Source organism: Pseudoalteromonas sp. S3178 (genome assembly GCF_005886985.1).
Lineage (GTDB): Bacteria > Pseudomonadota > Gammaproteobacteria > Enterobacterales > Alteromonadaceae > Pseudoalteromonas > Pseudoalteromonas carrageenovora.
On the sequence record NZ_PNCW01000018.1, the window covers coordinates 12,409 to 37,726 of the forward strand.

The following is a 25,318-nucleotide window of genomic DNA, read 5'->3' on the forward strand; positions in this document are numbered from 1 at the left end:
AGGAAGTTTAATGAAATACAGTTATGTACTGTTTGATGCCGACGAAACATTATTTAGATTTGATATTCTCGCGGGTATGACCCGTATGTTTAAAGCATACGATATACAATTTACTAAAGACGACTACGTACACTATCAAAAAACCAATAAGCAACTATGGGTTGATTACCAAAATGGCACTATTAGTGCCGATTATTTACAAGTAACCCGCTTTAACGAGTGGTCTGAAAAACTAAATGTGCCAGCAAAAGAATTAAATGATGCTTTTTTAGATTCTATGGCGCAAATTTGCGAGCCTTTGCCTGGTGCAGTAGAGCTTTTAAATAAACTAAAACCACATGCTAAATTAGGTATCATAACTAACGGATTTGCCCGCTTGCAGACCGTGCGCTTAGAACACACTGGTTTAAAAGATATGTTTGAGTGGTTGGTTATATCAGAGCTGGTAGGCATAGCAAAACCTAATAAAGCTATTTTTGAGCACACATTTGAGCTTATGGGTAACCCTGATAAAAGCCAGATCTTAATGGTGGGTGATACTGCCTCAAGCGACATACTTGGCGGTAATAATGTTGGTATTGATACCTGTTGGTTGCAACACCCTGGTGAGCAGTTACCTGAAGGGATAACTCCCACTTACACAATAACTACCTTAGATCAATTGCAGTCCATTCTTAAAATTTAGCTAAATTAAAAGCAAAAAAATGACGCTATTAAGCGTCATTTTTTATAACTGTTTGTGAGCGTGTATTTTTAAAATACTAAGTTAGGCAGTCGCTAACTCAAGGCCGGGTGCAGGCATCGTAACAGGCGTTTCAAATGTTGCCCACTCCCATGCTGACTCTGTAGCCATAACTTTGCGAAGTAACTTGTTGTTTAAATCGTGACCCGATTTAAATGCCGTTACTTTACCTAAAAGGTTGTGACCTGTCATAAACATGTCACCAACACAGTCTAGTATTTTATGCTTAACAAACTCATCGCTGTAGCGTAAACCATTAGGGTTTAAAACTTTAAACTCATCAAGTACTACTGCGCTATCCATACTACCACCTAGTGCTAGGTTGTTAGCATGCATGTATTCTATATCTTTCATAAAACCAAAAGTACGTGCGCGGCTAATTTCTTCAGTAAAGCTTTGTGCCGTAATGTCTAAACCAACACGTTGGCGGCTTTCATTAATTGCCGGGTGGTCAAAAGCAATTTCAAAGTCGATATGAAAACCATCATATGGTTCTACTTCGGCCCATTTATCACCTTCTTCAATACGTACTTTTTCTTTAATACGAATAAAGCGTTTCGCGACATTTTGCTCTTCTATGCCGCCTTTTTGTAACAAGTATATAAATGGTAATGCACTACCATCCATAATTGGCACTTCTGAGCTATCTAATTCTACAATTAGATTATCAATACCCATTGCGGCAACCGCTGCAATTAAGTGCTCAGTAGTTGATAAGCGAACGCCATCTTTGTTAATTAAACAGGTACATAGCTGTGTATCACCAACGGCTTCAGGTGTTGTTTCAAATTCAACAACCGGATCAAGGTCCACACGACGAAATACAATCCCAGTATTTGCGCTCGCAGGTCGGAGAGTTATTGTGACCTTCTCACCTTTATGAAGTCCAATTCCTATGGCTTTGACTACTTGTGCAATCGTACGCTGTTTAATCATAGGTTCGCTCACTTTAAAATCAGTTACAGTTAGGCGTCGGAGTGTAACATAAATCCTTTTGCCTTTCAATATTTGTACATATTTCAAACAAAAGTATTATTAAATGTTAATCAGCCTGTTTACGTAAAAAAGCAGGAATATCAAAATAATCACCACCTTCTGATTTATCCGCTTTTTTATTATTTTGCGCTGAAGAGCTAGTTGAACTGCTTGAGCTGGTAGATTCTGTTTGTTCTTTAGTTTCTACTTGCGTGCTAGCAGTGCTTTCTTCAGAGCTTGTACCTTGGCTTGCAAAGCTTGGTACGTACATACTACTTGTTTGGTTTGATGAACCAGTAACATCAGAACCTGATGCCTTTTTAATACCGTTATCAACAATACCAAATTGTGGACGACGATCGCCGCCTAAACCAGTTGCAACAACCGTTACACGTAACTCGTCGCTCATTTCTGGGTCAATAACCGCACCAACAACAACCGTTGCATTTTCAGACGCTAGCGCCTTAACGTGGTTACCAACAATTTCAAATTCTTCAATCGCAATGTCCATACCTGCGGTAATATTAACTAAGATACCTTTAGCACCAGTTAAATCAACGTCTTCTAGTAATGGGCTTGAGATTGCGGCTTCAGCAGCTTCTTGTGCACGATCAGGGCCAGACGCAGAAGCAGTACCCATCATAGCAGTACCCATCGCTGACATTACTGTACGTACGTCGGCGAAATCCACGTTAATTAAACCAGAACGTGTAATCAGCTCGGCAATACCTTGTACTGCGCCAAATAATACGTCATTAGCTTTAGCGAAGGCATCTAGAAGTGTAGTCCCTTTTCCTAAAACTTTAAGCAATTTATTGTTCGGAATTGTAATAAGTGAGTCTACAATTTCTGACAATTCATTAATGCCTTGTTCAGCGGCAGCGGCACGTTTTTTACCTTCAAAATCAAAAGGACGTGTTACTACTGCAACCGTTAAAATACCTAATTCTTTAGCGATTTTAGCAACCACTGGTGCTGCACCAGTACCTGTACCACCGCCCATACCCGCTGCAATAAATACCATATCGGCACCTTCAAGGCTCGCACGAATGGTTTCTGCATCTTCTTCAGCCGATTGACGGCCTACTTCTGGGTTTGCGCCCGCACCTAACCCAGAGGTTATTTGCGTGCCAAGCTGTACCGTTATATCTGCTGCTGAATTACGTAATGCTTGTGCATCCGTATTAGCGGCAATAAAACGTACGCCTTCAATTTGTTGTTTTACCATGTGCTCAACAGCGTTACCGCCGCCACCGCCCACGCCAATTACCTTTATTACGGCTTCTTCGCCGTGCTGTTCCATCATATCAAACATGTTTACTCTCCGACTTGAGTATTAAAACTCGCCTTGGAACCATTTAGTAATGCGGTTCCACCAATTATTGTTATCCTCTGCTTTCGACTTTTGTGCATTCATCGATTGCATAGTGCGCCCGTATTGTAACAAACCAACAGCGGTTGCGTACGAAGGATCATCTACATAGTCTGTCAAACCAACCATCCCGATTGGTTTGCCTATTCTTACTGGCATTTGAAAGATGTCTTCTGCCACTTCCATAGCGCCAGTCATTTTAGCAGTCCCGCCCGTGATAACGAGGCCTGCCGCAATTTGGTCTTCTAAGCCTGAACGACGAATTTCTTCCATCGCTAACTCAAATAATTCTCTAAAACGAGGCTCAACAACCTCAGATAACGTATGACGCGACATTAATCTTGCAGGTCGCCCACCTACGCTTGGTACTTCAATAGTGTCTTCACTACTGGCCATTTGACTATTTGCACATGCGTATTGTACTTTGAGTGACTCTGCATGTGATATAGGTGTACGAAATATTTTTGCAATATCACCCGTCACTTGGTTACCAGCCACTGGAATAACAGCTGAGTGACGCTGAGCACCATTAATATAAATGGTGATATCCATTGTACCACCACCAATATCAAGTACGGCTACACCTAGCTCTTTTTCGTCATCAGTTAAAACTGAGTAACACGACGCCAGTGCCGTAAATATAAGTTGATCTACTTCTAATCCGCAGCGCTGAACACATTTTTCAATGTTTTTAGCCATATCGTTCGAACACGTAATTATGTGTGCTCGTGCTTCCATACGCACGCCGCTCATGCCTAATGGGTTTTTAATCCCTTCTTGCATGTCTATGCTGTACTCTTGCGGTAATGCATGTAGCATTTTTCGCTCTGCAGAAATAGGCACTGAACGCGCAATATGAATGACGTTTTCAATGTCTTCATCTGTCACTTCGGTGTTATTGATTGCAACTACACCGCTTTCATTTTGACACTGAATATGTTTGCCAGAAATCCCCAAGTACACTGAGCTAATTCGACAATCAGCCATTAACTCGGCTTCATCAATAGCTCGGCGAATCGACTCAGACACTAAGTTTAAATCGTTAACGCCGCCTTTATCCATACCATGAGATACTTGGCTGCCCACACCAACAATGCTGAGCTTGTTATCTGCGGTGATTTCACCTACCGTGGCAACCACTTTCGAGGTACCAACGTCTAATCCAATCACGAGGTTTCTTTCTGCTGACTTAGTCATGCCTTACTCTTATTTTGTAATTGTTCTTCTTGCAGTGGCTTAAAGCTCACAGCAAGGCCGGTATCATACCGTAAATCGATTGTATCTACTTGTGCATCTGCACGTTGTTCCATTCGCGGGTAAACATCTATAAAACGTTGTACGCGTTTGGCTTTATCTTTACGCCCTAAATCTAAGCGTATTCCGTTATCTAACCATAACTGCCACGAAAACCGCTCAGAGAGGGCAAGACTTGAAAGCGTCAGGTTATTTACCTTTAGCATTTCATCAAATTGCTTAAACGCAACCCATGCCTCTTCTTCGCTGCCTTCAGGGCCATATAATTGTGGTAAGTCGTGTAACTTATCACTACTTGCTTGAAACGCTTGGCCACTTTGGTTTAGCAATAAGTCACTATTCCAATGGGCTACGGCTTCATGTTCAACAACATATACTTGTATGGTGTCTGGCCATTGTTTTCGTACTGAAACAGTAGCAACCCAAGGTAAATCTTGAACAAGCTGCTGCACATGCTTTACATCTAGTTCAAAAAAACTACTTAAGTCTGCTTTTTTTATTGCTTTTATAATTGCTGTTTCATCAGTGTACTTTGGATGCCCTTGCACAATTAAGTGCTTTATTTGCGCATCTTTGTTCTCTACTAGCCAATCTGATACACCCGTAGTAATTTGCACCAGGCCAATGACTACTACCAGAAAAAAACTCACCCCAAAAATCAGCGACCAATTTAGTTTCAGCTTGATTTGTTGAGCTTTTTCTAAAAGGGGATGCATATTAAAGCGTTTGCTCTAAAATGCGAACAACTAATTGCTCAAAAGTTGCCCCATTTGCTTTTGCTGCCATCGGCACGAGCGATTTTTCAGTCATCCCGGGTACTGTATTTACTTCTAGTAAGTAAAAATTACCTTGCTCATCTTGCATAGCGTCTACTCGGCCCCAGCCACTTGCACCGACTAAATCAAATGCATCAAGCGATATTGTTTGCAAATATTGAGTGTCTTGCGCAGATAAATCTGCTGGGCAATGGTACTGCGTTGTATTTGATTGATACTTAGCTTGGTAATCGTAAAAACCGTTAGGTGTAGTCATTTCAATAACGGGTTGTACTTCATCTCCAAGCACTGTAACGGTAAATTCTCGTCCTGTTATCCACTGCTCTACTAATACCTGATTATCAAACTTAAATGCATTGGCCAATGCTTCTTCTAGCTCTTGTGCGCTACTTGCTTGTGCCATGCCAATGCTTGAGCCTTCATGTGATGGCTTAACCATTACTTTTTTAAACTCATCCATAATGGCTTTAGCATCAAAACCTTTTTTAGCATCCACTACTGCATAAGGTGCTGTACTTAAACCAGCAGATTTAAATAGGTGCTTACAACGAACTTTATCCATAGCCAGTGCAGAGCCAAGCACATTGCTACCTGTGTAAGGTAGATTCATAAACTCAAGCGCACCTTGCACAGTGCCATCTTCACCACCACGGCCATGAAGAGCGATAAAAACACGATCTACATTTAATTCTTTTAAATCCCACAGCGAACGATTTTGAGGGTCGAATGCAATTGCATCTACGCCACTATTTTGTAGCGCGTTTAAAACAGCCTGACCTGATCGTAAAGACACTTCACGTTCTGCTGAGTTTCCACCTAGCAGTACCGCTACTTTACCAAATTGTGTATTTACCTGAGTCATACTTCACCCTGTTTAAGTTTTTCTATCGACATACCCGTAGCAGCTAATGTTTTAACTAGTTGACCTATGTTACCAGCGCCTTGGGTTAATACTAAATCATTGTTTTGTAAGTTTGCTGCTAGCACACCTGCAAGTTCAGCATTGGTAGCTACGTGCAGAGGCTCTTTGCCGCGTTGACGTAAACTACGACACAGACTTTTACTATCTACTCCTACAATGGGGTCTTCTCCGGCGCTATACACATCAAGTAAAAGTAATTGATCAACATCGGCTAATACTTTTACAAAGTCTTCGTATAAGTCACGAGTACGGCTAAATCTATGTGGTTGATAAACCATTACCAAGCGCTTATCTGGCCACCCTTCACGAACAGCCGCTATAGTAGCCGCTACCTCCGACGGGTGATGACCATAATCATCAACAAGCATTACATTACCGCGCTCGTTCTCAAACTCACCGTAATGCTGAAAACGACGGCCAATTCCTTCAAATTTTTGCAGTGCTTCTAAAATCGCATAATTAGCAATATTTTGATCTTTAGCTACAGCAATTGCAGCAGTTGCATTTAATGCATTGTGCTTGCCGGGCATATTAAGCGTGGCAGTTAAGCTATCGCCATTTTTACTTGTTACGGTAAACGTACACGTATTGGCCGATTGACTAAAGTCGCTCATGCGATAATCGGCATCGCGTGCTTCGCCATAAGTAATGACAGGGCGAGCAAAACGTGGGATTAGCTCGCTGGCAACTTCTGAATCAATACACACTACAGCTAAGCCATAAAACGGTAGGTTATGAATAAAATCTACATAGGTGTCTTTCATTTTTTCAAGACTACCACCGTAGGTATCCATGTGATCCTCTTCAATATTAGTGATCACCGACACCATTGGCTGTAGATGTAAAAACGACGCATCACTTTCATCTGCTTCTGCAATTAAAAAGTCGCTTTTACCAACCTTTGCATTACTACCTGCACTATTTAATAAACCACCAATAATAAAGGTAGGATCAAGCCCTGCTTGGGCATAAATACTGGCAATTAAACTCGTTGTTGTTGTTTTGCCATGAGTACCCGCAATAGCAATACCATGGCGAAAACGCATTAACTCGGCAAGCATTTCTGCACGGCGAACTACTGGTATACGCGCCGCTTTTGCAGCTATAATTTCCGGGTTTGTTTCATCTATTGCGCTTGAAACAACCACTACGTTGGCATCTTTTACGTTATTTTCATGATGGCCAATAAATACTTCTGCACCGGCTTTTATCAGACGCTCTGTCATTGCGCTGTGTGCAATATCAGACCCTGTAATACGGTAACCTTCAAAAGCAAGTACTTCTGCAATACCGCCCATACCAGCACCACCAATACCTATAAAGTGTATAGTGTCTATTCGACGCATTGCTGGTCGTGAATATTTTTCTTGTAATGACGTTTCTTTCACTTATTTTCTCTTATTTGTTACTTGCTCACAGTGCGCAGCTACGCTTGCTGTGGCATCTAAAATGGCTTGCTTTTTAGCATTATTAGCCATTTCATCAATTAATTTTGGTTGCGCTAAATAAGGACTCAACAGCGCAACAATAGACTGTTTATTAAATTGCCCTTGTGGCATCAATAAAGCGCCATTAGCCATTACTAAATACTGTGCGTTAGCAGTTTGATGATCGTCAACGGCATGCGGAAATGGTACAAATACGGCCATTTTACCCGCTGCGGCAATTTCGCTTACCGTTAATGCACCCGCTCGGCAAATAACAATGTCGGCCCAGCTATAGGCTGCATCCATATCATCAATAAATTGTGCTACTTTTACTTGCTGCTCAGTAAATTGATGTAGTTTGTAAGCGCCTTGAACGCTCTCTAAGTGCCCTTTACCCGTTTGATGCCACACATTTAAATCACATGTGTTTGCCATAACTTTAAATGCTTCAGGTAAGGTCTGGTTAAGTACTTGAGCACCTAACGATCCACCTACAACGAGTACATTTATAGGGTTTGAAACTTCACGCTTAGGCACATCAGCCACACTTTGGCGAACAGGATTACCTACAAGCTCAGCTTGGCCTTTATCAAAAGCACTTGGAAAAGCAGCAAGTACTTTATTAGCACATTTTGCCAACCATCGATTACTCATTCCAGCAACCGCATTTTGCTCATGAATAACCAGTGGAATACCTAAACTTTTAGCCGCAATACCGGTTGGACCGGTTACATAGCCGCCCATTGCAAGTACTACGTCAGGTTGTTGAGATTTCAATACCTTACGCGCCTGCAATATTGCATTAAGTACCATGAATGGGGCTTTAATAAGACGCTTTAAGCCATTACCGCGTACGCCCTTTACATTAATAAAATCAATCTCAATGTTGTGCTTTGGCACAACCTCGGCTTCCATTCTGTCTGGTGTGCCTATCCAGCTGACTTCCCAGCCTTGGTTTTTTAAATAATCAGCTACAGCAATACCCGGAAATATATGCCCGCCAGTACCGCCAGCTACTACTACTAATTTTTTACTCATCGCTTACCTCCACGTGAGGTGGCTTGCTTGGTGGCCATTTTAGTTTCAAAATCAACACGCAATAAAATACCAGTGGCAATCGTCATCATTAATAAGCTTGAGCCACCATACGAAATAAACGGCAATGTTAACCCTTTTGTGGGTAATATTCCTGCACTTGCACCTACATTAACCATGGTTTGAAACGCAAACCATATGCCAATTGCTAAGGCTAAATAGCCCTCATATTCTTTACCGTTTTTAAGTGCTGTTTGGCCAATTAATAAAGCCCTAAACACCAAAGTACCTAACACCATTAAAATGCTTAGTACGCCTACAAAACCAAGTTCTTCAGCGATAACAGCAAAAATAAAGTCGGTATGAGCCTCTGGTAAGTACTGTAATTTTTGTACGCTATTTCCAAGTCCTTGACCAAACCAATCACCTTGACTGTATGCCATCAATGACTGCACTAACTGATAGCCTTTACCAAATGGATCATCCCAAGGCTCTAAAAAACCAACAACACGTGCCATTCGATATGGCTCTAAAACAATTAAGCCAACAACCAGCGCAACGCCTGTTAAAATTAATGCAAAAAACTGCCAAAGCTTTGCGCCAGCTAAAAATAAAAGGCCTACCGTTGTAACAAACATAACAACCACAGTGCCTAAATCGGGCTGTAATAAAATAAGTAATGCGTATACAGCAAACACTGCTATTGGCTTTGCAAAACCTTTAATATTTTCTTGTACTTCTTCTCGCTTTCGTACCAAATAACCGGCTATATAACTAAAAAAGAATAACTTAGCTAGCTCAGATGCTTGTATATTAAAAGGCCCTACAGGTATCCAACGCGTTGAACCATTTACCTCACGGCCAACTATTAGCACTACAAGTAGCAGCACTAAACCTATTAGCAATAAATAAGGGTTGGCTTTTTTCCACCAACTCATAGGCACTAACGTGGTTATCCAAAATAAACAAAACGACAACGCTAAAAAAATACCGTGTCGAATTGTAAAATGGTAAATATCACCAAACAGCCTATCTGCAGTGGGCATTGAGGCGCTGGTCACCATTACAAAACCCACCCCAATAAGCATTAACATGCAATAAAGTAAAGGCACATCATAAAGCTGTGCTGATGGTTTAGGCGTTAGGGCTTCTTTTAAATCAGCAAAAGTAATCATAATTGCCCTTCCATTACACACTGCACAAAGTCATCGCCACGTTGCATATAATTGTTATACATATCAATGCTGGCACACGCAGGAGCGAGCAAAACAATATCACCACGTTTGCTAAGTACTTGTGCAAGTGCCACAGCTTCTTGCATATTATTTACTAAATGAGATTTACTAGTAAGTGCCGCAAGTTTATTTGCATCTTTACCAAAGCAAACGAGCGCTTTTACATGATTTTTTATATATGGTTTTAGCGCACTTAAATCAGCACCTTTAGCATCGCCTCCAGCTATTACAATCAGGTTTTCGTACTCTGAGGCTAAACTATCTATTGCCGCAATGGTTGCGCCAACATTAGTGGCTTTAGAATCATTAAAGTATTTAACGTCATTTTTATCACATACAAATTGGCAGCGGTGCACTAAACCATGAAATTGGCTAAGTGCTGTTGTGTACTGAGCTTTGGTAATATTAAACGGGCTCAATAACGCCATAACGGACAGGGTATTTAAGTAATTGTGCTTACCTACTACCGCCAGTGTACTAACAGGTAAAAATGCCTCACTCTTTGCTATAAAGTGCAGTTCACTATTATGCTCAGCTAAGTGATAATCACCTTGGTCAGTGCCAAAACTCATTTGCGGCGCTAAAGAGCGGCTAATAGGCTTAGTTTGAATATCATCAGCGTTTATTACTATAAGCTCAGCATTGTTATAAATGCTTAATTTAGAATCGATATAAGCTTGGTAGCTGTCGTAACGATCTAGGTGATCTTCAGATACATTTAATACCGTCGCGCTAATAGGTTTTAAGCTCGAGCTGGTATCAAGCTGAAAACTTGAAAGCTCCAGCACATACACGTCAAAATCATCGCTTAGTAAATCTAATACCGCTGTACCAATATTACCGCCAAGCGCGACTTTATAACCTGCCGCTTTTAGTACTTCATAGGCAAGGGTTACAACGGTTGATTTACCATTAGAGCCCGTTACCGCTACAACCGGTTTAGTATTTATGCGAGCAAATAGCTCAACGTCACCAATAACTTCAACGCCTGACTCAATAGCTTTTGCGATAGCGGGTATTTTTAAGCTTAGCCCTGGGCTAATAATGATCATGTCACTTTTACAAAGTGCTGCACCGTCCAAGTTACCAAAGTGAGTACTTAGCTGTGGCGCATGCTCTTTTAGCCAATCAATCCCGGGGGGATTTTTGCGGCTATCTATAACCTTTGGCGAAAAGCCATGAGATAATAAAAAACGCACAATGCCCAGACCGGTTACACCGAGTCCGAGCACTGTTATTTGTTTGTTTTTTATCTCGTTTAAATACTGCATTTATCGAATCTTTAATGTCGCAAGGCCTGCAAGCACAAGCACAATAGAAATAATCCAAAAGCGCACAATAACGCGTGGCTCAGGCCAACCCTTTAGTTCGTAATGATGATGGATAGGCGCCATTCTAAAAATGCGTTGTCCGCGTAATTTGTATGAGCCTACTTGTAAAATTACCGATAAGGCTTCCATTACAAACACGCCACCCATAATAATAAGTAGTAACTCTTGGCGAACTAAAATAGCAATAATCCCCAGCGCACCACCAAGTGCAAGCGAACCTACATCGCCCATAAATACTTGTGCCGGATAAGTGTTAAACCATAAGAAGCCTAGTCCAGCGCCAACAATAGCGGTACACACCACTACAAGCTCACTAGCAAGTGGTAAATGCGGAATATGTAAGTAAGCCGAAAAGTTAATGTTACCCGTTAAGTAAGCAATTATGGCAAGTGCTGCCGCGACTAAAATAGTAGGTACTATAGCTAAGCCATCTAGGCCATCGGTTAAGTTTACAGCGTTTGAGGTACCGACTAATGCAAAGTAGGTAATTACAATGTAAAACAAGCCTAACTGCGGTAATACATCTTTAAAAAATGGCACAACGAGAGAGGTTTCAGCCGCTTGTGTGCTGGTTGCGTAAAGCGCTGTGGCAACCACTAGAGCAATTACCGATTGCCAAAAATACTTCCATTTAGCAATTAACCCTTTTGGATCTTTACGAATAACCTTACGGTAATCATCTATAAAGCCCACCACACCTAGCGAGCCAATTACAAATAAAGTAGCCCACACATATTTGTTTGATAAATCAGCCCACAGCAAGGTACTTGTAAAAATAGCGCCTAAAATTAATATGCCCCCCATAGTAGGTGTGCCTCTTTTAGACAAATGCGACTCAGGACCATCGTGGCGAACAACTTGGCCTATTTGCATACGTTGTAATGCACGAATCAGCTTTGGGCCAAAATATAACGACATCATTAACGCAGTCAAAATACCTAAAATGGCACGCAGCGTTAAATACGAAAAAACATGAAAACCACTAAAATACTGAGTTAAATACTCTGCCAGCCAAACTAACATGATGATACTCCATTGATGGCATGTTGCTGGCCATTTACTAAATCGGTTACTAATAATTCCATACGAGAACTGCGAGATCCTTTCACTACTATTGTGGTTTTACTATCTACTTTACTAAGACTTAATTGAATTTGTTTGAGCATCTCGTCACGATTTGAAAAATGACGATTAGGCTTTTCAAACACATCACTGGCTGACTTGCTAAGCACACCGAGGGTAAATAGCTCATCAATCCCTTGCTCTAATGCATACTCGCCAACCTCTTGATGATACATACGAGCATCTTCACCAAGCTCTCCCATATCACCAAGCGCTAAAATACGGTGCCCTTTAATATCACTAAGCAAATCAATAGCGGCTTTTACCGACTTAACGTTTGCGTTATAGGTATCATCTATTACCGTTAATGTGTCACTGACATTAATTAGATTTACGCGGCCTTTTACATCACCCATTGTGGCAAGCGCATTAGCAATTTCTTCAAGAGATACGTCAAATTCGCTGGTAAGTGCTGCGGCAATTAGTGCGTTACTAATATTATGTTTACCCGGAAGCGCCAAAGTTACAGGTACTTGTTTGTTGTTGGTACACAGGGTAAAGCTTGCTCTGGCGTTTTCGTCTAGGCTAATATTTTCAGCCCAAATATCGAGTTTTTCTGTACTTGATAAGCGCTTAACATTTTTACCTGTTAGTTTATCAAGCCAATATTGGCTAAATTCACTATCGCAATTAACAATGGCAACGCCATCATCTTTTAGGCCATCAAAAATCTCACCCTTTGCTTTAGCAACACCCATTAAGCTGCCAAAACCTTCTAAATGAGCAGCCGCCACATTACATACAACAGCTACATCGGGTTTAGCCATTGCTGTCGTATAAGCAATTTCACCTAAATGGTTTGCTCCAAGCTCTATTACAGCAAAGCGATGCTGTGGCTCTAAACGCAATAAAGTAAGTGGTACACCAATGTCGTTATTAAAATTGCCTTTAGTGGCTAGTACATCACCATGCACAGATAAAATAGCAGCGCACATTTCTTTTACAGTGGTTTTACCCACACTGCCGGTAATAGCAATTGTTTTAGGAGCAACTTGCGCCATTACCGCTGCACCAATATCACCTAACGCAATACGCGTATCGCCAACAACAAATTGTGCAATATCAACAGCTACTTTATGTTGAACAATGACACCAATAGCGCCTTTTTGTTTTGCTTGTTCTATAAATTTATGGCCATCAAAATTAGGGCCTTTAAGTGCTAAAAACACTTCACCTTCGCAAATGCTGCGGGTATCAGTATTTATATTAATCACTTTTTGATTATCACCTTGATAATCGGTTGCTAGCACATTAGCCAGCCAATCAAAATCCATTGGGATCATTGAGTTATCCCTCTTACTGCTTTTTTTAGTTGTTCTTGTACATAACGGCGATCACAAAAGTCTATGCGCGTATCGCCAATTATTTGATAATCTTCATGCCCTTTACCAGCAATTAAAATAACGTCGCCGGCTGCAGCATTATTTATTGCGTAACTAATTGCGGTTGCTCGGTCGGCCTCTAAATGGGCCTTTTCAGGATGCGTTAAACCTGCTGCTACATCTGCAATAATCGCGTCTGGGTTTTCTGAGCGTGGGTTATCGCTAGTAATAATAACCTTATTAGCATTTTGCTCAGCAGCTTGCGCCATTAGAGCGCGCTTGCCTTTATCTCTGTCGCCACCACAGCCAAACACACAGCTTACACCGCCTGGCACATGTTTTTGCAGCGCTTGTAATGCAAGTGCTAACGCCTCAGGTGTATGTGCATAATCAACAACACATGTTGGCTTGTCTGTTTCGCTAAATGCTTGCATACGCCCAGCAACAGGCTGTAAATGCGCACAACCTGCAACAAGTTGCTCCAGCGGATAACCTAAACTAAGTAATGTAGCGAGTGCAGCAGTTAAATTATATAAATTAAATTCGCCAAACAGCGGTGATTTTATCTTAACATCACCCCAACTTGTGATTAATTGCGCCGAAATACCATTGTTAGAATATTCAACGTCAGAAAAATACACAAATTTTGCATTATCAGGGGCTAAATTTTTACGCCCATAACACACTAAGTTATTAAAGCTGTATTTTTCTAGCCACTGCTCTGCTTGCCCATCATCTTGATTGAGCACTACATGTTGTGGTTCAAAATCGCGGAACAGCATTAGCTTTGCATCGCCATAACTTGCCATATCACCATGATAATCTAAGTGATCACGCGATAAATTAGTAAACACCGCCGCTTTAAATTGGCACTGTGCTACACGATGCTGCACTAAACCGTGCGATGAGACTTCCATAGCAATCAGTTTTTTATGCTGTTGGTTTAAATCGCTTAATATATGTTGTAAATCAACAGTCGAAGGCGTGGTATTAATAAGTGGCGTAAGTGTGTCTGGGTGACCATACCCTAGCGTGCCAATAATGGCCGAATCTGTACTACAAAATTGCGCTAAATGAGCAATCATTGCTGTTGTGGTTGATTTGCCGTTAGTGCCCGTTACACCAATCAAATCTAAATTATGACTCGGTTGGGCATAAAAACGACTTGCCAGCTCAGGCAATTTCTTATCAAGCTCTGTTACTAAATAAAGAGGTTCAAAGCTTACATCAAATTCACATAATCTATCTGCAATAATAGCTGTAGCGCCATTCTCAATTGCTTTTTCAATAAACTGTCCGCCATCTAATTGATGACCTTTTATAGCAACGAACACATCTCCGGGTGTAACATCACGGCTATCGAGTCGTAGATGTTTAACTACCTGCGAAGGTGCATCTATCTCGATGTATTTTAAAATCGCCTTTAAATCACGCATCGTTATCTTTACCTTTTACGTACGCAACCTCTTCCTTGTCTGGTGCAACGTTTAATATTCTTAATGCGTTAGAGATGATTTCTGCAAATGCAGGGCCAGCAGTGGCACCTCCATAGTACACATCACCACCAGGCTCGTTAATCATAACTACCACAGCCAAGCGTGGATTACTTGCTGGTGCAACACCTGCAAAATAACCTACGTATTCATCACCATAACCACCAGCAACAGCCTTTTTAGAAGTCCCTGTTTTACCAGCAGCGCGGTATCCATCAACTTTTACATTACGCGCAGTGCCATCTTTTTCAAACACGCTTTCCATCATGTGTACTACGGCTTCTACGTCTTTTTGCTTAAAGATACGCTCGCCTTCAGGTACGCCATCTTGCTTTAAAATAGTAAGTGGGCGATTTACACCACCGGCCCCTAACATGGTATAAAAACGCGCCATTTGTGCGGTACTTACCGAAATAGCATAACCAAACGACAGCGTTGCAATTTCAAAGTCCGACCAACGACGGTTTGGATAAAACAAACCACTGCTTTCACCCACCATGCCAGTGCCAGTATCGCTGCCAAAGCCTACTTTTTGGTATAGCCCTACAAGGTAATCTTTTGGCACTTGTTGCGTTACTTTAGCAACGCCCATGTTTGATGAGTATTTTAGGATTTCGCGAAGAGTCATTTCACCATGGTTTCGGGTGTCTCTAACTAAGCTACCACCTAAACGCATCCAACCTGGGTAGGTATCAATCGTGTCGTCAGCTTTAATTGCGCCGTAGTCTAGCCCAGCCAAAATGGCTAGTGGCTTAACGGTTGAGCCAGGTTCAAACAAATCAGTAATTGCACGGTTACGACGCTTATGCGGCGCTGCGTCGTTTAAGTTATTTGGATTGAATGAAGGGCTGTTCACCATAGCAAGAACTTCACCGGTTTTAACATCAACCACCATGGCCGACCCCGATGTTGCTTTATAGGTGAGTACTGCAGATTTTACTGCTTTATAAGCTATAGCTTGAATACGTTGGTCAATACTTAGTTGAATGCTTTCAGGCTCTACGCGTTCACGTTCATCTAGTACTTCAACTTCACGACCTTGAGCATCTTTACGAATAGTACGGCGCCCTTCTTCGCCTGTAAGTGCATTTTCGTAGAGCTTTTCTATGCCCTCAATGCCTTTACCATCAATGTTTGTAAAGCCAATAATATGGGCTGTTACTTCACCTGCAGGGTAATAACGTTTAGATTCATCAAGTAAATGAATGCCTGGCAAGCGTAGATCGCCAATATAATTTGCAACAGCTGGCGTAACTTGACGCTTTAAATACACAAAGCGGCGGCTAGGATCGTTCAAAAGTCTTGAATTAATCTTTTTAGGGTCAATACGCAGTACATCAGCAAGCTCACGCCAGCGTAAATCATTTTTATAATATAAGCTGGTACGTTTATCTAGTTCAGCTGCGTTTTCAGTGAGCGCTAAGTGATCTTCACCGTCTTTACGTGCTTGTTTAACTACTTTAGCAACAAGTGATTTATGTAGCGCTTTTGGATCTGCATACACACTCACCACAGGTACACTTACAGCAAGCTCTTTACCGTGTCGGTCAAATATCATCCCACGTTGTACATGCAGTTTTTCTACTCGTACAGTACGTTTATCGCTTTCTGAACGCGCTTTATCAGGCTCGATTACTTGTAAATAAGCAGCACGAGACACCAGTGTAACAAACACCATAAACACCACACCACACACCAGCATAAAGCGCCATGTGATTAAGTTTGCTGCTGGTTTTTTGCCTCTACTTGTTCTCATTGTACTATTATTACCTGCTCATCTTGACTGGTAGGTCGTTTCATTTTTAATTGCGATGTAGCCACTTCTTCAATGCGCGCATGCTGCGAATAAAACTCTTCTTCTACAAGTAAATAGCGCCACTCTAAATCAAGTTCATCACGCTCTTGTAGTAGCGTATCTTGCTTAATGAGCTGTCCACGGGCTAAGTGAGTTACCTGTACAACGGCTAAACTTGATGCGAATATCACAACCAACAAGGCCGAGGTTAGCTTGTTAGCTCCTAGGCCTTTTAATATTTCTAAAAATAAATTAGGTTGGCGATAGTTCGCTTTTTTGCTCATCCTAACCTCTGTGCAATCCTAAGTACTGAACTACGTGAACGAGGATTACGCTCTATTTCTGCAGCACTAGGCTTAATAGCTTTACCCACTGCTTTTAACGTCAGGTTTTTATTTATTTGTGCATCGGTTAAAGGCAGACCTCTGGGTAATGCTTCTCCCTTACTCTGTTTTCTAATAAATTGCTTAACAATTCTGTCTTCAAGAGAATGAAACGAAATCACCACTAAACGCCCACCTGGTTTAAGCACTTTAACGGCAGACTGTAGTGCAGTTTGAATCTCTTCAAGTTCACTGTTTATATAAATTCTGATTGCTTGGAAGGTACGTGTCGCTGGGTGCTTAAACTTATCTTTTACCGGTACGGCTTCATCAACTAAATCAGCAAGCTGCTTCGTTGTAGTAATTGGCGTATGTTCTCGAACCTCAAGTACTTTGTGGGCAATACGTTTACCAAACTTTTCTTCGCCGTATGTTTTAATTACATGAGTAATGTCTTCAAGCTCAGCTTCAGCCAGCCACTGCGCTGCACTTCGACCACTTGTTGGGTCCATACGCATATCCAGCGGGCCGTCTTTCATAAAGCTAAAACCACGCTCCGCGTCATCCAGCTGAGGTGACGACACACCAATATCAAGCAAAATGCCATCTACTTTACCTAACAGATCGTTTTGCTCTGCTACGTCGTATAGATTTGAAAAACGGGTGTGTGCAATTGCAAAACGAGAGTCGTCTGCAAATTTTTCAGCTGATTTGATAGCTTGTGGATCTTGATCTATTGCTTGTAGGCGGCCTTCATCGCCAAGGCGTGCTAAAATTTGTCCAGAGTGGCCGCCACGTCCAAAAGTACCATCCATGTATATACCGTCTGGCTTAATTGCAAGGGCATCGATGGTTTCGTCCATAAGTACGGATACGTGTTCAAATTGCGCTGTCATTAGCTGTTGTTTGCCTTTTTTTGTGCCGTTAGAGTGTGAAATTATCTAAATCTTGGTTAGGTTCAAAATCACCAAGCCTTTCAAGCTCAGTGTCTTGCTGCATTTGCTCGTGCCAACGCGCCTCATCCCAAATTTCAAATTTATTCATCAAACCAACTAGCATTACTTTTTTGCCAAGTGATGCATGCGACCGTAGTGACGGCGCTAGCAAAATTCGACCATTTTTATCAAGTTGATACTCTGTGGCGTTACCAAGCAACATACGCTGCATGCGACGAGCGCGAGGATTCATATTAGAGATTTTGGCTAAACGGCTTTCTATTTCAAGCCACTCAGCAAGCGGATACAACCATAAGCACGGCTCATTTAATGCGACGGTACATATAACCGTTCCCTGATCTTCAGATAGCAGAGTGTCTCGGTACTTGGTAGGTACCGCAAAACGTCCTTTATCGTCCAAACTCAGTGAACTCGCGCCACGAAACATGAAAAGCCTACTTTTAAATTGTTTTAATCGACTTTCGATTAACTTGATCCAGTTAGATCCACTAAAAACCACTTTTTACCACAGTGCTCCAGTTTAGGGCTTGACAAGCTATTTTGTCAAGTAAGCTGACCAGCTTTAACAACTCTCAAGGCTAATAAAAATAAGGGCTCAAGCAAAGCGGTTGAATTAAGTGGGAAAAAGTGGATTCAAAAGGTGAAAATTATTTTATAGGTATTTTATAACTTTTTGTTTACACGCTTTGCTTACTGAATAACCAATGAATAATTACAAAAAATTAAGCCTTAATTATGAGTATGTAAAATTTACTTAAAGGAGCAGAAATTGTTACTTCATTCTATTACAAAGCTGATTTAAGCAATTGATGAAAATAAAAATAAAACAATATAATTCAGTTAGTTAAAATTTTTTAAAAGATTGGTTTAATCGTTGCATTAGTAAAGCTACCAGTTAAATTTTTTTATTTTATTTATTAAGGATTGATTATGGCTACTGCAACAAATACTAAAGCGAATACTGAAACAAATATTAAACCTGAAATTAAGCAAACTGAGAGCGAAGCACCATTTACAGATAAAGCAACCTCTGTAGCACATGATGCAGTAGATGCACTTTCTAGCAAAGCATCAGTAGCTGAATCAAGCGTACGCAAAGGCGCTTCAAGCTCAGCGGAAGCACTAAGCGAAAAACAACTTATTGCTCGAGAAAAACTTTCTGAATGTACTACCAAAACACGTGCATTTGCTTCAGAAAACCCACTAGCAACTGCCGGGATCGCATTTGCAGCGGGTATGTTACTTACTTCATTACTACGCCGTAAGTAATTGACAATGAACAGCTCACAAACAGCAGCAGCCCACAAGGAAGAGGCTGTTCAAAACCAAACTACTGACGAGCAAAGCCAAAAGGACGATTGGCAGGATCATATAGCTAAGATCATTGAATATTCTGAGCAACTCAAGGAGGACTATCACACTCAAGGAAAGATCACCCACCAGCTTGCAAAAGCAGAGTGGCGATTGTCGCTTAGATCGATGGCTTTGATCACTATATTTTTAGGATGTTTTGCCAGTGGTTTGGTTTTGTTGTGGGCAGGTTTATTAGGCGCACTTGGCTATGGCATGTACGACTTGTTTGGCTCAGTGTGGTTAAGTATTGCAACAGCTGCCTTGGCGCAGGTCATTTGCCTGGTCTGGCTTTGGAAAAACACAGTATATTTAAGTAATAAAATTGGCTTTAGTAAAACCATTAAAAGCTTGAAGCAACTGTTTAACTTATAAGGAAATTATAATGTTAGTTAACTACTTAATTAAAGCACCAAACGAAAATGTAGACGCCCTTTCTAAGCAAATGGATATGCGAGATGAACTTAAACGCCAGCACCATGCAGCGTTTAAGTATCGTATAAAGCGCTTTGCAGCAACTAAGGTCGGGTTAACCTCAGCATTTATGGCCGGTGTTACCGTACAAGCGGGCAGAAGCGATACGAGCGTGATAAGAAAATACGGTTGGCTTGTAAAGCTTCTTTCATAAATTACTTATTTAATACTGGCTCTGTTATGCGCTTTTAAAAAGTCAATTTGTGGACCTTTTGGCACTATTTGCGTCGGATTAATCATCTCGTGGCTGAAATAGTAATGTCGCTTTATGTGATAAAAATCAGTGGTTTTATCAATGCCTTTAATTTGATATAGCTCACGTAAATATTCTTGCAAAGCAAAATAGCTTTCAATTGTGCGCAAATTACATTTAAAGTGCCCTACATAAACACTGTCAAAACGTATTAAAGTGGTAAATAAACGCCAATCAGCTTCGGTCAATTTACTACCCGTTAAATAACGATTAGTACTTAAAATCTCCTCAACTTTATCCAGCGCAGCAAATAGCGCATCGAATGACTCTTCATAGGCTGCTTGAGTTGTTGCAAACCCCGTTTTATACACGCCATTGTTTATATTTGGATATACGAGTGCGTTTATTTCATCTATTGAATTACGTAGCTCTTTTGGATAATAATCATCAAAATTACCTGTAATCTCATTAAAGGCGCTATTGAACATACGGATAATATCAGCCGACTCGTTACTAACTATTTTATTTTGCTGTTTATCCCAAAGAACCGGAACTGTTACCCGCCCTGTATAGCTGGAATTATTTTTTGTATAAATTTGATGTAAGTATTCACTGTCAAATAAATCATCACCTGTGCTGTGATTGTTTTTATCAAAGCTCCAACCATTGTTTAGCATATCGGGGCTAACAACCGATACAGAAATAATATCCTCAAGCTGTTTTAGTACTCTAAAAATTAGCGCTCTGTGAGCCCATGGACATGCGAGTGATACATATAAATGGTAACGATTTGACTGTGCTTTAAAGCCGCCTTCACCTGTTGCGCCTGCATTACCATCACTAGTTACCCAGTTACGAAGTTGCGCATCTTCACGTTTAAACTTTCCGTTATTTGAATCGGTGTCGTACCACTTATCTTGCCACTGGCCATCGACTAATAAACCCATAGGTTGCTCCCTAAATTTTGCCAAATTCGCCATTTTGAAAATCACGAACAGCTTGTTTAATTTCATCTTGCGTGGTCATTACAAAGGGCCCCATATGCGCTATCGGCTGATTTAATGGCTGCCCAGCAAGTATTAATACACCAGCGCCCTCTTCTGATTTTAGGCTTATATCGCTATTGGGCTCTAAAATAATCAGCTTTCCTGTAGTAAAACTTTGCCCATCACTCGTGCTTATTGAACCACTGTGCACATAAATCATCACTTTTTGTTGTGCTAATGGTGCTAACTGAATACTTTTTTCAGTGGGTATATGTACATCAGCTAACGCAGCACTGGCCGATAAGCTTTGTAAACCGGCCTTTAATAATTGATCTGCAAATTGCCAATTTCCTGCAAGCGCTTTTAGAGTAACACCTTGATCATTTGTAAAGCTTGGCACAGGGTTTTTAGTGGTGTCTTGATAGCGGGGTTCACGCATTTTTTCATCGCTTGGCATGTTGATCCATATTTGAAACCCATGCAAACCATCAATCTCATCGGCTAAAGGCATTTCACTGTGCATTACACCTTTACCTGTACTCATCCATTGAACATCACCGGCTCTTATGGCTTCTTTATTACCCATTTGATCTTGGTGTTCAAACCCACCTTTTAAAATATAGGTGAATGTTTCAATACCTCTATGCGGGTGCGCAGGAAATCCGCCCATGTAATCGCTTTTATCATCAGATTTAAGTTCATCAATCATTAAAAAAGGATCTAAATATTTGCCATCAAATCCTGGTATTCGACGAATATTTACACCGTCTCCATCTTGAGTTGCGTAAGCGGTCAATACTTTAGATATTTTCATTTTAAGTCCACGATAAACACTATTAGGATGGGTTTATTAAAGCATTCAATAAACAAAACAACTATGTCTTTAAATAGAGTAGAACATTCTATTTTTTAGAATTAAAACCAAATAACTTGCTGATATATATATTAGGTACAAATAATTACCCGCTTTAAAAACACCTACTTAGTTATTAAGCACCTATATTTTAACGATTATTTAATACAACCCTATATTTTGTATGGTTATTTTTAGCTTTTGTGTCTACAATCATTTTTTAGGAAATTGAGTTTAAGGAAAACCTATTTTTACTTCATCGCTTAAAAGCCAGCTTTACAGGTTACTAATCTTACTTAGTATCCCCGGGGCAGCTGTCACTGTGTTTACGCTTTGGTTTGAGCGTGATGCTGCCATTGAAAAAAGTGAAGAAAGAATAGTTAGCATAGCTAAGCAATTAACCCTGCATCAAAAAAATATGGTAGACGATGTTAAACGTCTAACCGTATTTTTAGCAGACAAAGCCGCAACTAACGAAAAGTTACCAACAACTTGCCCCGATTACTTTTTTGAAATTAAAGCCCTTTATAGCAATATTGCAAATATAGGCATTGTTAACGCCGAAGGTGAGCTGCAATGTGTAACAAATGGCCGCAGTAATAACATTAATATTAGTGATAGAGCGTATTTTCAAAATGCGATTAGTAATAGAGACTTTTCTGTTGGGTATTTTCAATACGATAGAAGTATTCAAGCTCAAAGTGTTAACTTTGCATACCCGATAATTGATACTGATAATAACTTAAAAGGAACTTTAGTTACTGTAATTGCTTTGAACTGGTGGAATATTGCATTAAATGAAGCTGAGTTACCTGATAACGCTAAAGCCGTTATTGCCGACCCTAATGGATTAATCCTTGCTAATTATCCAAGCCGCCCTGATAAGTTAGGTAAAAAAATAACAGACACAGACCTACTCCACGATAAGAGCTCTTTAACTGTGTTTAAAAATACTGATGGAGAAAACCAGATTTTTCATCGCTCTGTTATTTATAACGACGCGCATCATAATAATTTAGATATATATATAGCGGTATCTGTAGAAGATTTTATAAATGAGGTTAATGCTAGCTTTTTAAAAACCATATTTGCTTTTTTAACAGCGATTGCCTTACTTGTACTACTTGCAAGGCGTCTTATTAAAGCCAGTATATTTAACCCCATTGCCAATTTATCAAATGCAACCGATGAACTAGCTCATGGCACAATGCCAAAATACATTAAAAAGCCAAATAGCCCTGAACTACGCGCTCTTTATAACCGTTTTGAAGTAATGGCCCAAACGCGCCTCTCAGCAGAAGCTAAATTAAAAAATAAACATAACGAATTAATGAGTTTATTAAACGCTCTACCCGACACCTATATGCGTATAAATGCACTGGGAGATGTTCTTTATATTGGTGGGCACATTAGCTCACTGCTTACGGTAAATACTAAAACGTCGTTAAATTTGGTTAATGTATTACCAAAAGAAAATGCGCAATTATTGCTATCACACTTAAATAATGTAGATAGCTCACAAGCAATTGAATTTAAATTAAGGGTGAGTACCACCGAGCACTTTTTTGAAGCTCGTATAAATACTCTTGAAAGTAATAATGAATTTATAGTGGTTTTAAGAGATATTAGCCAAAAAAGAATTAACGAAAAAGCGCTTCATTTAGCCTCTCTAGTGTATAGCAATAGTAGTGAAGGCATGGCTATAACCGACCCTAACGGCGTTATTTATGATGTTAACCCTGCATTTTGTAAAACCACTCAATACAGCAAAGAAGAAGTAATAGGCAAAACTAGCCATATTTTATCATCGGGTAAGCACCCAAAAGAGTTTTATCAACAAATGTGGGCAGAACTTAGAAGTACGGGTCGTTGGCAAGGCGAAATAATAAACCGTAAAAAGAACGGTGATATTTATACTGAGTGGCTAAAAATAGATACTGTTTACGACGATAAAAAAATCCCCACTCGTCGGGTCGCTATTTTTACTGACATTACAGATAAAAAACAAGCAGATGAAACTATTTGGCGACAAACTCATTTTGATCACCTAACTGACTTGCCTAATAGATTAGAGCTAAAAGAGCGTTTAAACCAGCGCTTTAACGCTATTCAAAATGAAGATAATAACCTCGTTGTTATGCTGCTAGATATAGATCGCTTTAAAGATATTAACGACACGCTGGGCCATCACTATGGTGATAACCTGCTTAAATTGGTTTCTCAACGTATTGTGCACTCAGCCAAAAATGCCGAGTTTGTAGCTCGTATAGGTGGAGATGAATTTGTAATTGTTTTTAATCACATAAAAAGCATTCGCCATATAAACCAAATAGCCAGCAATATATTACAAAGCCTTTCATCAGGCCTTATGCTTGAAAACGAAGAAATATTTATTAGTGCAAGTATGGGAATAGCGTGTGCCCCTAGCGACGGGCAAAGCACCGAGCAGCTTTTAAAAGCCGCTGACCAAGCTATGTATAAAGCTAAAAGCAATGGTCGTAATGGGTTTGAGTTTTTCTCTGCCGATATGCGTATTCGTGCACAAGCCCGTATGCAATTATTAAAAGATTTACGAAGCGCAATAGAGCTTCATCAGTTTGAGTTATTTTATCAACCTATCGTTGCCCTAAATGATTTACATATACACAAAGCCGAAGGGTTAATACGCTGGCATCATCCTGTAAATGGTTTGGTATCTCCTGATTCTTTTATTCCATTAGCTGAAGAAACAAGGCAAATAAATGTATTAGGCCAGTTTGTATTTGCTCAGGCTATACAAACACTAACAGAGATAAAAGCAGCAAGCGGTCAACAATTTCAAATTAGCGTTAACGTATCTCCAGTACAACTATCTACTGCCGACAGTGGAATAGATGATTGGTGCGATATGTTAGCTGCAGCAAAACTACCTGCATCGTCTATTGTTGCAGAAATTACCGAAGGCTTAATGGTCAACCCTGAAGCGCTTACACAGAGCCGTTTAAAAAGGTTGGTTCAATCGGGTATGGAACTCGCTCTTGATGACTTTGGCACAGGCTATTCATCGCTTGCATATCTTCAAGAAATGGACACAGATTACTTAAAAATAGATAAACGCTTTGTAGATAACATTAAAGCAGACAGCCAAGAGCTGGCTTTATGCGAAGCAATTATCGTAATGGCGCATCAGCTTGGCCTTAAAGTAATTGCAGAAGGAATTGAAACACCTCTACAAATGGAGCTTTTATTAAAAGCGGGTTGTGACTACGGACAAGGTTATTTATTTGCTAAACCTATGCCTAAAAAAGAGTTTATGACACTGCTGAGCAGCAATAAAGTTGTTATTTCTAATAATAAATGAGCTATTACGCAATAAAAATGTGCGGTGTGCGGTCAAGTTATT

The 25,318-nt window shown here is 40.4% G+C and carries 23 protein-coding genes; 5 read left to right on the forward strand and 18 right to left on the reverse strand.

Annotated features, from left to right (window positions below):
• The first annotated feature begins 10 nt into the window (after positions 1–10).
• Positions 11–685, forward strand: coding sequence for a pyrimidine 5'-nucleotidase (yjjG, locus tag CWC11_RS04400; protein WP_138681704.1), 675 nt, complete (start codon positions 11–13; stop codon positions 683–685).
• Positions 686–766: 81 nt separating this feature from the next.
• Here yjjG and lpxC read toward each other — a convergent pair whose 3' ends face one another.
• The 16 genes from lpxC to mraZ form a co-directional block, all read right to left on the reverse strand.
• Complete coding sequence (lpxC, locus tag CWC11_RS04405; protein ID WP_058547027.1) at positions 767–1,678, reverse strand: UDP-3-O-acyl-N-acetylglucosamine deacetylase; 912 nt, start codon at positions 1,676–1,678, stop codon at positions 767–769.
• Between the two features lie 106 nt (positions 1,679–1,784).
• Positions 1,785–3,032 (reverse strand): cell division protein FtsZ, encoded by a 1,248-nt coding sequence (ftsZ, locus tag CWC11_RS04410; RefSeq protein WP_138681705.1) that lies wholly within the window; start codon positions 3,030–3,032, stop codon positions 1,785–1,787.
• 21 nt (positions 3,033–3,053) lie between these two features.
• Positions 3,054–4,286, reverse strand: coding sequence for a cell division protein FtsA (gene ftsA / locus CWC11_RS04415; protein ID WP_058547025.1), 1,233 nt, complete (start codon positions 4,284–4,286; stop codon positions 3,054–3,056).
• Positions 4,283–5,059, reverse strand: coding sequence for a cell division protein FtsQ/DivIB (locus CWC11_RS04420; RefSeq protein ID WP_058547024.1), 777 nt, complete (start codon positions 5,057–5,059; stop codon positions 4,283–4,285). The genes ftsA and CWC11_RS04420 overlap by 4 nt, the downstream gene beginning before the upstream one ends.
• A gap of 1 nt (position 5,060) precedes the next feature.
• Entirely contained in the window at positions 5,061–5,981 is a 921-nt protein-coding gene (locus CWC11_RS04425; RefSeq protein WP_138681706.1) for a D-alanine--D-alanine ligase, read from the reverse strand.
• Complete coding sequence (gene murC / locus CWC11_RS04430) at positions 5,978–7,429, reverse strand: UDP-N-acetylmuramate--L-alanine ligase (protein ID WP_138681707.1); 1,452 nt, start codon at positions 7,427–7,429, stop codon at positions 5,978–5,980. Before murC ends, CWC11_RS04425 begins: the two co-directional genes overlap by 4 nt.
• On the reverse strand, positions 7,430–8,506 hold the full coding sequence (gene murG, locus CWC11_RS04435) for an undecaprenyldiphospho-muramoylpentapeptide beta-N-acetylglucosaminyltransferase (RefSeq protein ID WP_138681708.1): 1,077 nt from the start codon (positions 8,504–8,506) through the stop codon (positions 7,430–7,432).
• Positions 8,503–9,678, reverse strand: a complete 1,176-nt coding sequence (ftsW, locus tag CWC11_RS04440) for a cell division protein FtsW (protein ID WP_138681709.1) — start codon at positions 9,676–9,678, stop codon at positions 8,503–8,505. Before ftsW ends, murG begins: the two co-directional genes overlap by 4 nt.
• Complete coding sequence (murD, locus tag CWC11_RS04445; protein ID WP_138681710.1) at positions 9,675–11,009, reverse strand: UDP-N-acetylmuramoyl-L-alanine--D-glutamate ligase; 1,335 nt, start codon at positions 11,007–11,009, stop codon at positions 9,675–9,677. The genes ftsW and murD overlap by 4 nt, the downstream gene beginning before the upstream one ends.
• Positions 11,010–12,092, reverse strand: a complete 1,083-nt coding sequence (gene mraY, locus CWC11_RS04450) for a phospho-N-acetylmuramoyl-pentapeptide-transferase (RefSeq protein ID WP_058547018.1) — start codon at positions 12,090–12,092, stop codon at positions 11,010–11,012.
• Entirely contained in the window at positions 12,086–13,474 is a 1,389-nt protein-coding gene (locus tag CWC11_RS04455; RefSeq protein ID WP_138681711.1) for a UDP-N-acetylmuramoyl-tripeptide--D-alanyl-D-alanine ligase, read from the reverse strand. Before CWC11_RS04455 ends, mraY begins: the two co-directional genes overlap by 7 nt.
• Positions 13,471–14,949, reverse strand: coding sequence for a UDP-N-acetylmuramoyl-L-alanyl-D-glutamate--2,6-diaminopimelate ligase (gene murE / locus CWC11_RS04460; RefSeq protein ID WP_138681712.1), 1,479 nt, complete (start codon positions 14,947–14,949; stop codon positions 13,471–13,473). The genes CWC11_RS04455 and murE overlap by 4 nt, the downstream gene beginning before the upstream one ends.
• Positions 14,942–16,762, reverse strand: a complete 1,821-nt coding sequence (locus CWC11_RS04465; RefSeq protein ID WP_138681713.1) for a penicillin-binding transpeptidase domain-containing protein — start codon at positions 16,760–16,762, stop codon at positions 14,942–14,944. The genes murE and CWC11_RS04465 overlap by 8 nt, the downstream gene beginning before the upstream one ends.
• Positions 16,759–17,085, reverse strand: coding sequence for a cell division protein FtsL (ftsL, locus tag CWC11_RS04470; protein WP_058547014.1), 327 nt, complete (start codon positions 17,083–17,085; stop codon positions 16,759–16,761). Before ftsL ends, CWC11_RS04465 begins: the two co-directional genes overlap by 4 nt.
• Positions 17,082–18,020: a 16S rRNA (cytosine(1402)-N(4))-methyltransferase RsmH gene (gene rsmH, locus CWC11_RS04475; protein ID WP_138681714.1), complete on the reverse strand. Its 939-nt coding sequence runs from the start codon at positions 18,018–18,020 to the stop codon at positions 17,082–17,084. Before rsmH ends, ftsL begins: the two co-directional genes overlap by 4 nt.
• 28 nt (positions 18,021–18,048) lie before the next feature.
• Entirely contained in the window at positions 18,049–18,507 is a 459-nt protein-coding gene (mraZ, locus tag CWC11_RS04480; RefSeq protein WP_138681715.1) for a division/cell wall cluster transcriptional repressor MraZ, read from the reverse strand.
• Positions 18,508–19,010: 503 nt separating this feature from the next.
• On the opposite strand from mraZ, the gene CWC11_RS04485 reads away from it, so the two are divergent.
• From CWC11_RS04485 to CWC11_RS04495, 3 genes are read left to right on the forward strand one after another with little or no spacing between them, the layout of a single operon-like run.
• The gene (locus CWC11_RS04485) at positions 19,011–19,349 is read left to right on the forward strand and encodes a DUF883 C-terminal domain-containing protein (RefSeq protein WP_082660542.1); all 339 of its coding nucleotides are present in this window, start codon (positions 19,011–19,013) and stop codon (positions 19,347–19,349) included.
• Between the two features lie 6 nt (positions 19,350–19,355).
• Positions 19,356–19,805, forward strand: coding sequence for a hypothetical protein (locus CWC11_RS04490; protein ID WP_138681716.1), 450 nt, complete (start codon positions 19,356–19,358; stop codon positions 19,803–19,805).
• 10 nt (positions 19,806–19,815) lie between these two features.
• Positions 19,816–20,058, forward strand: coding sequence for a glycosyltransferase family 4 protein (locus CWC11_RS04495; RefSeq protein WP_138681717.1), 243 nt, complete (start codon positions 19,816–19,818; stop codon positions 20,056–20,058).
• A 5-nt stretch (positions 20,059–20,063) separates the two neighbouring features.
• Here the strand turns inward: CWC11_RS04495 and CWC11_RS04500 are convergent, their stop codons facing one another.
• Both CWC11_RS04500 and CWC11_RS04505 read right to left on the reverse strand, forming a co-directional pair.
• Positions 20,064–21,044: a glutathione S-transferase family protein gene (locus CWC11_RS04500; protein ID WP_138681718.1), complete on the reverse strand. Its 981-nt coding sequence runs from the start codon at positions 21,042–21,044 to the stop codon at positions 20,064–20,066.
• Positions 21,045–21,054: 10 nt separating this feature from the next.
• On the reverse strand, positions 21,055–21,897 hold the full coding sequence (locus tag CWC11_RS04505; protein WP_138681719.1) for a pirin family protein: 843 nt from the start codon (positions 21,895–21,897) through the stop codon (positions 21,055–21,057).
• A gap of 340 nt (positions 21,898–22,237) precedes the next feature.
• On the opposite strand from CWC11_RS04505, the gene CWC11_RS04510 reads away from it, so the two are divergent.
• The gene (locus tag CWC11_RS04510; RefSeq protein ID WP_138681720.1) at positions 22,238–25,276 is read left to right on the forward strand and encodes a bifunctional diguanylate cyclase/phosphodiesterase; all 3,039 of its coding nucleotides are present in this window, start codon (positions 22,238–22,240) and stop codon (positions 25,274–25,276) included.
• Positions 25,277–25,318 lie beyond the last annotated feature (42 nt).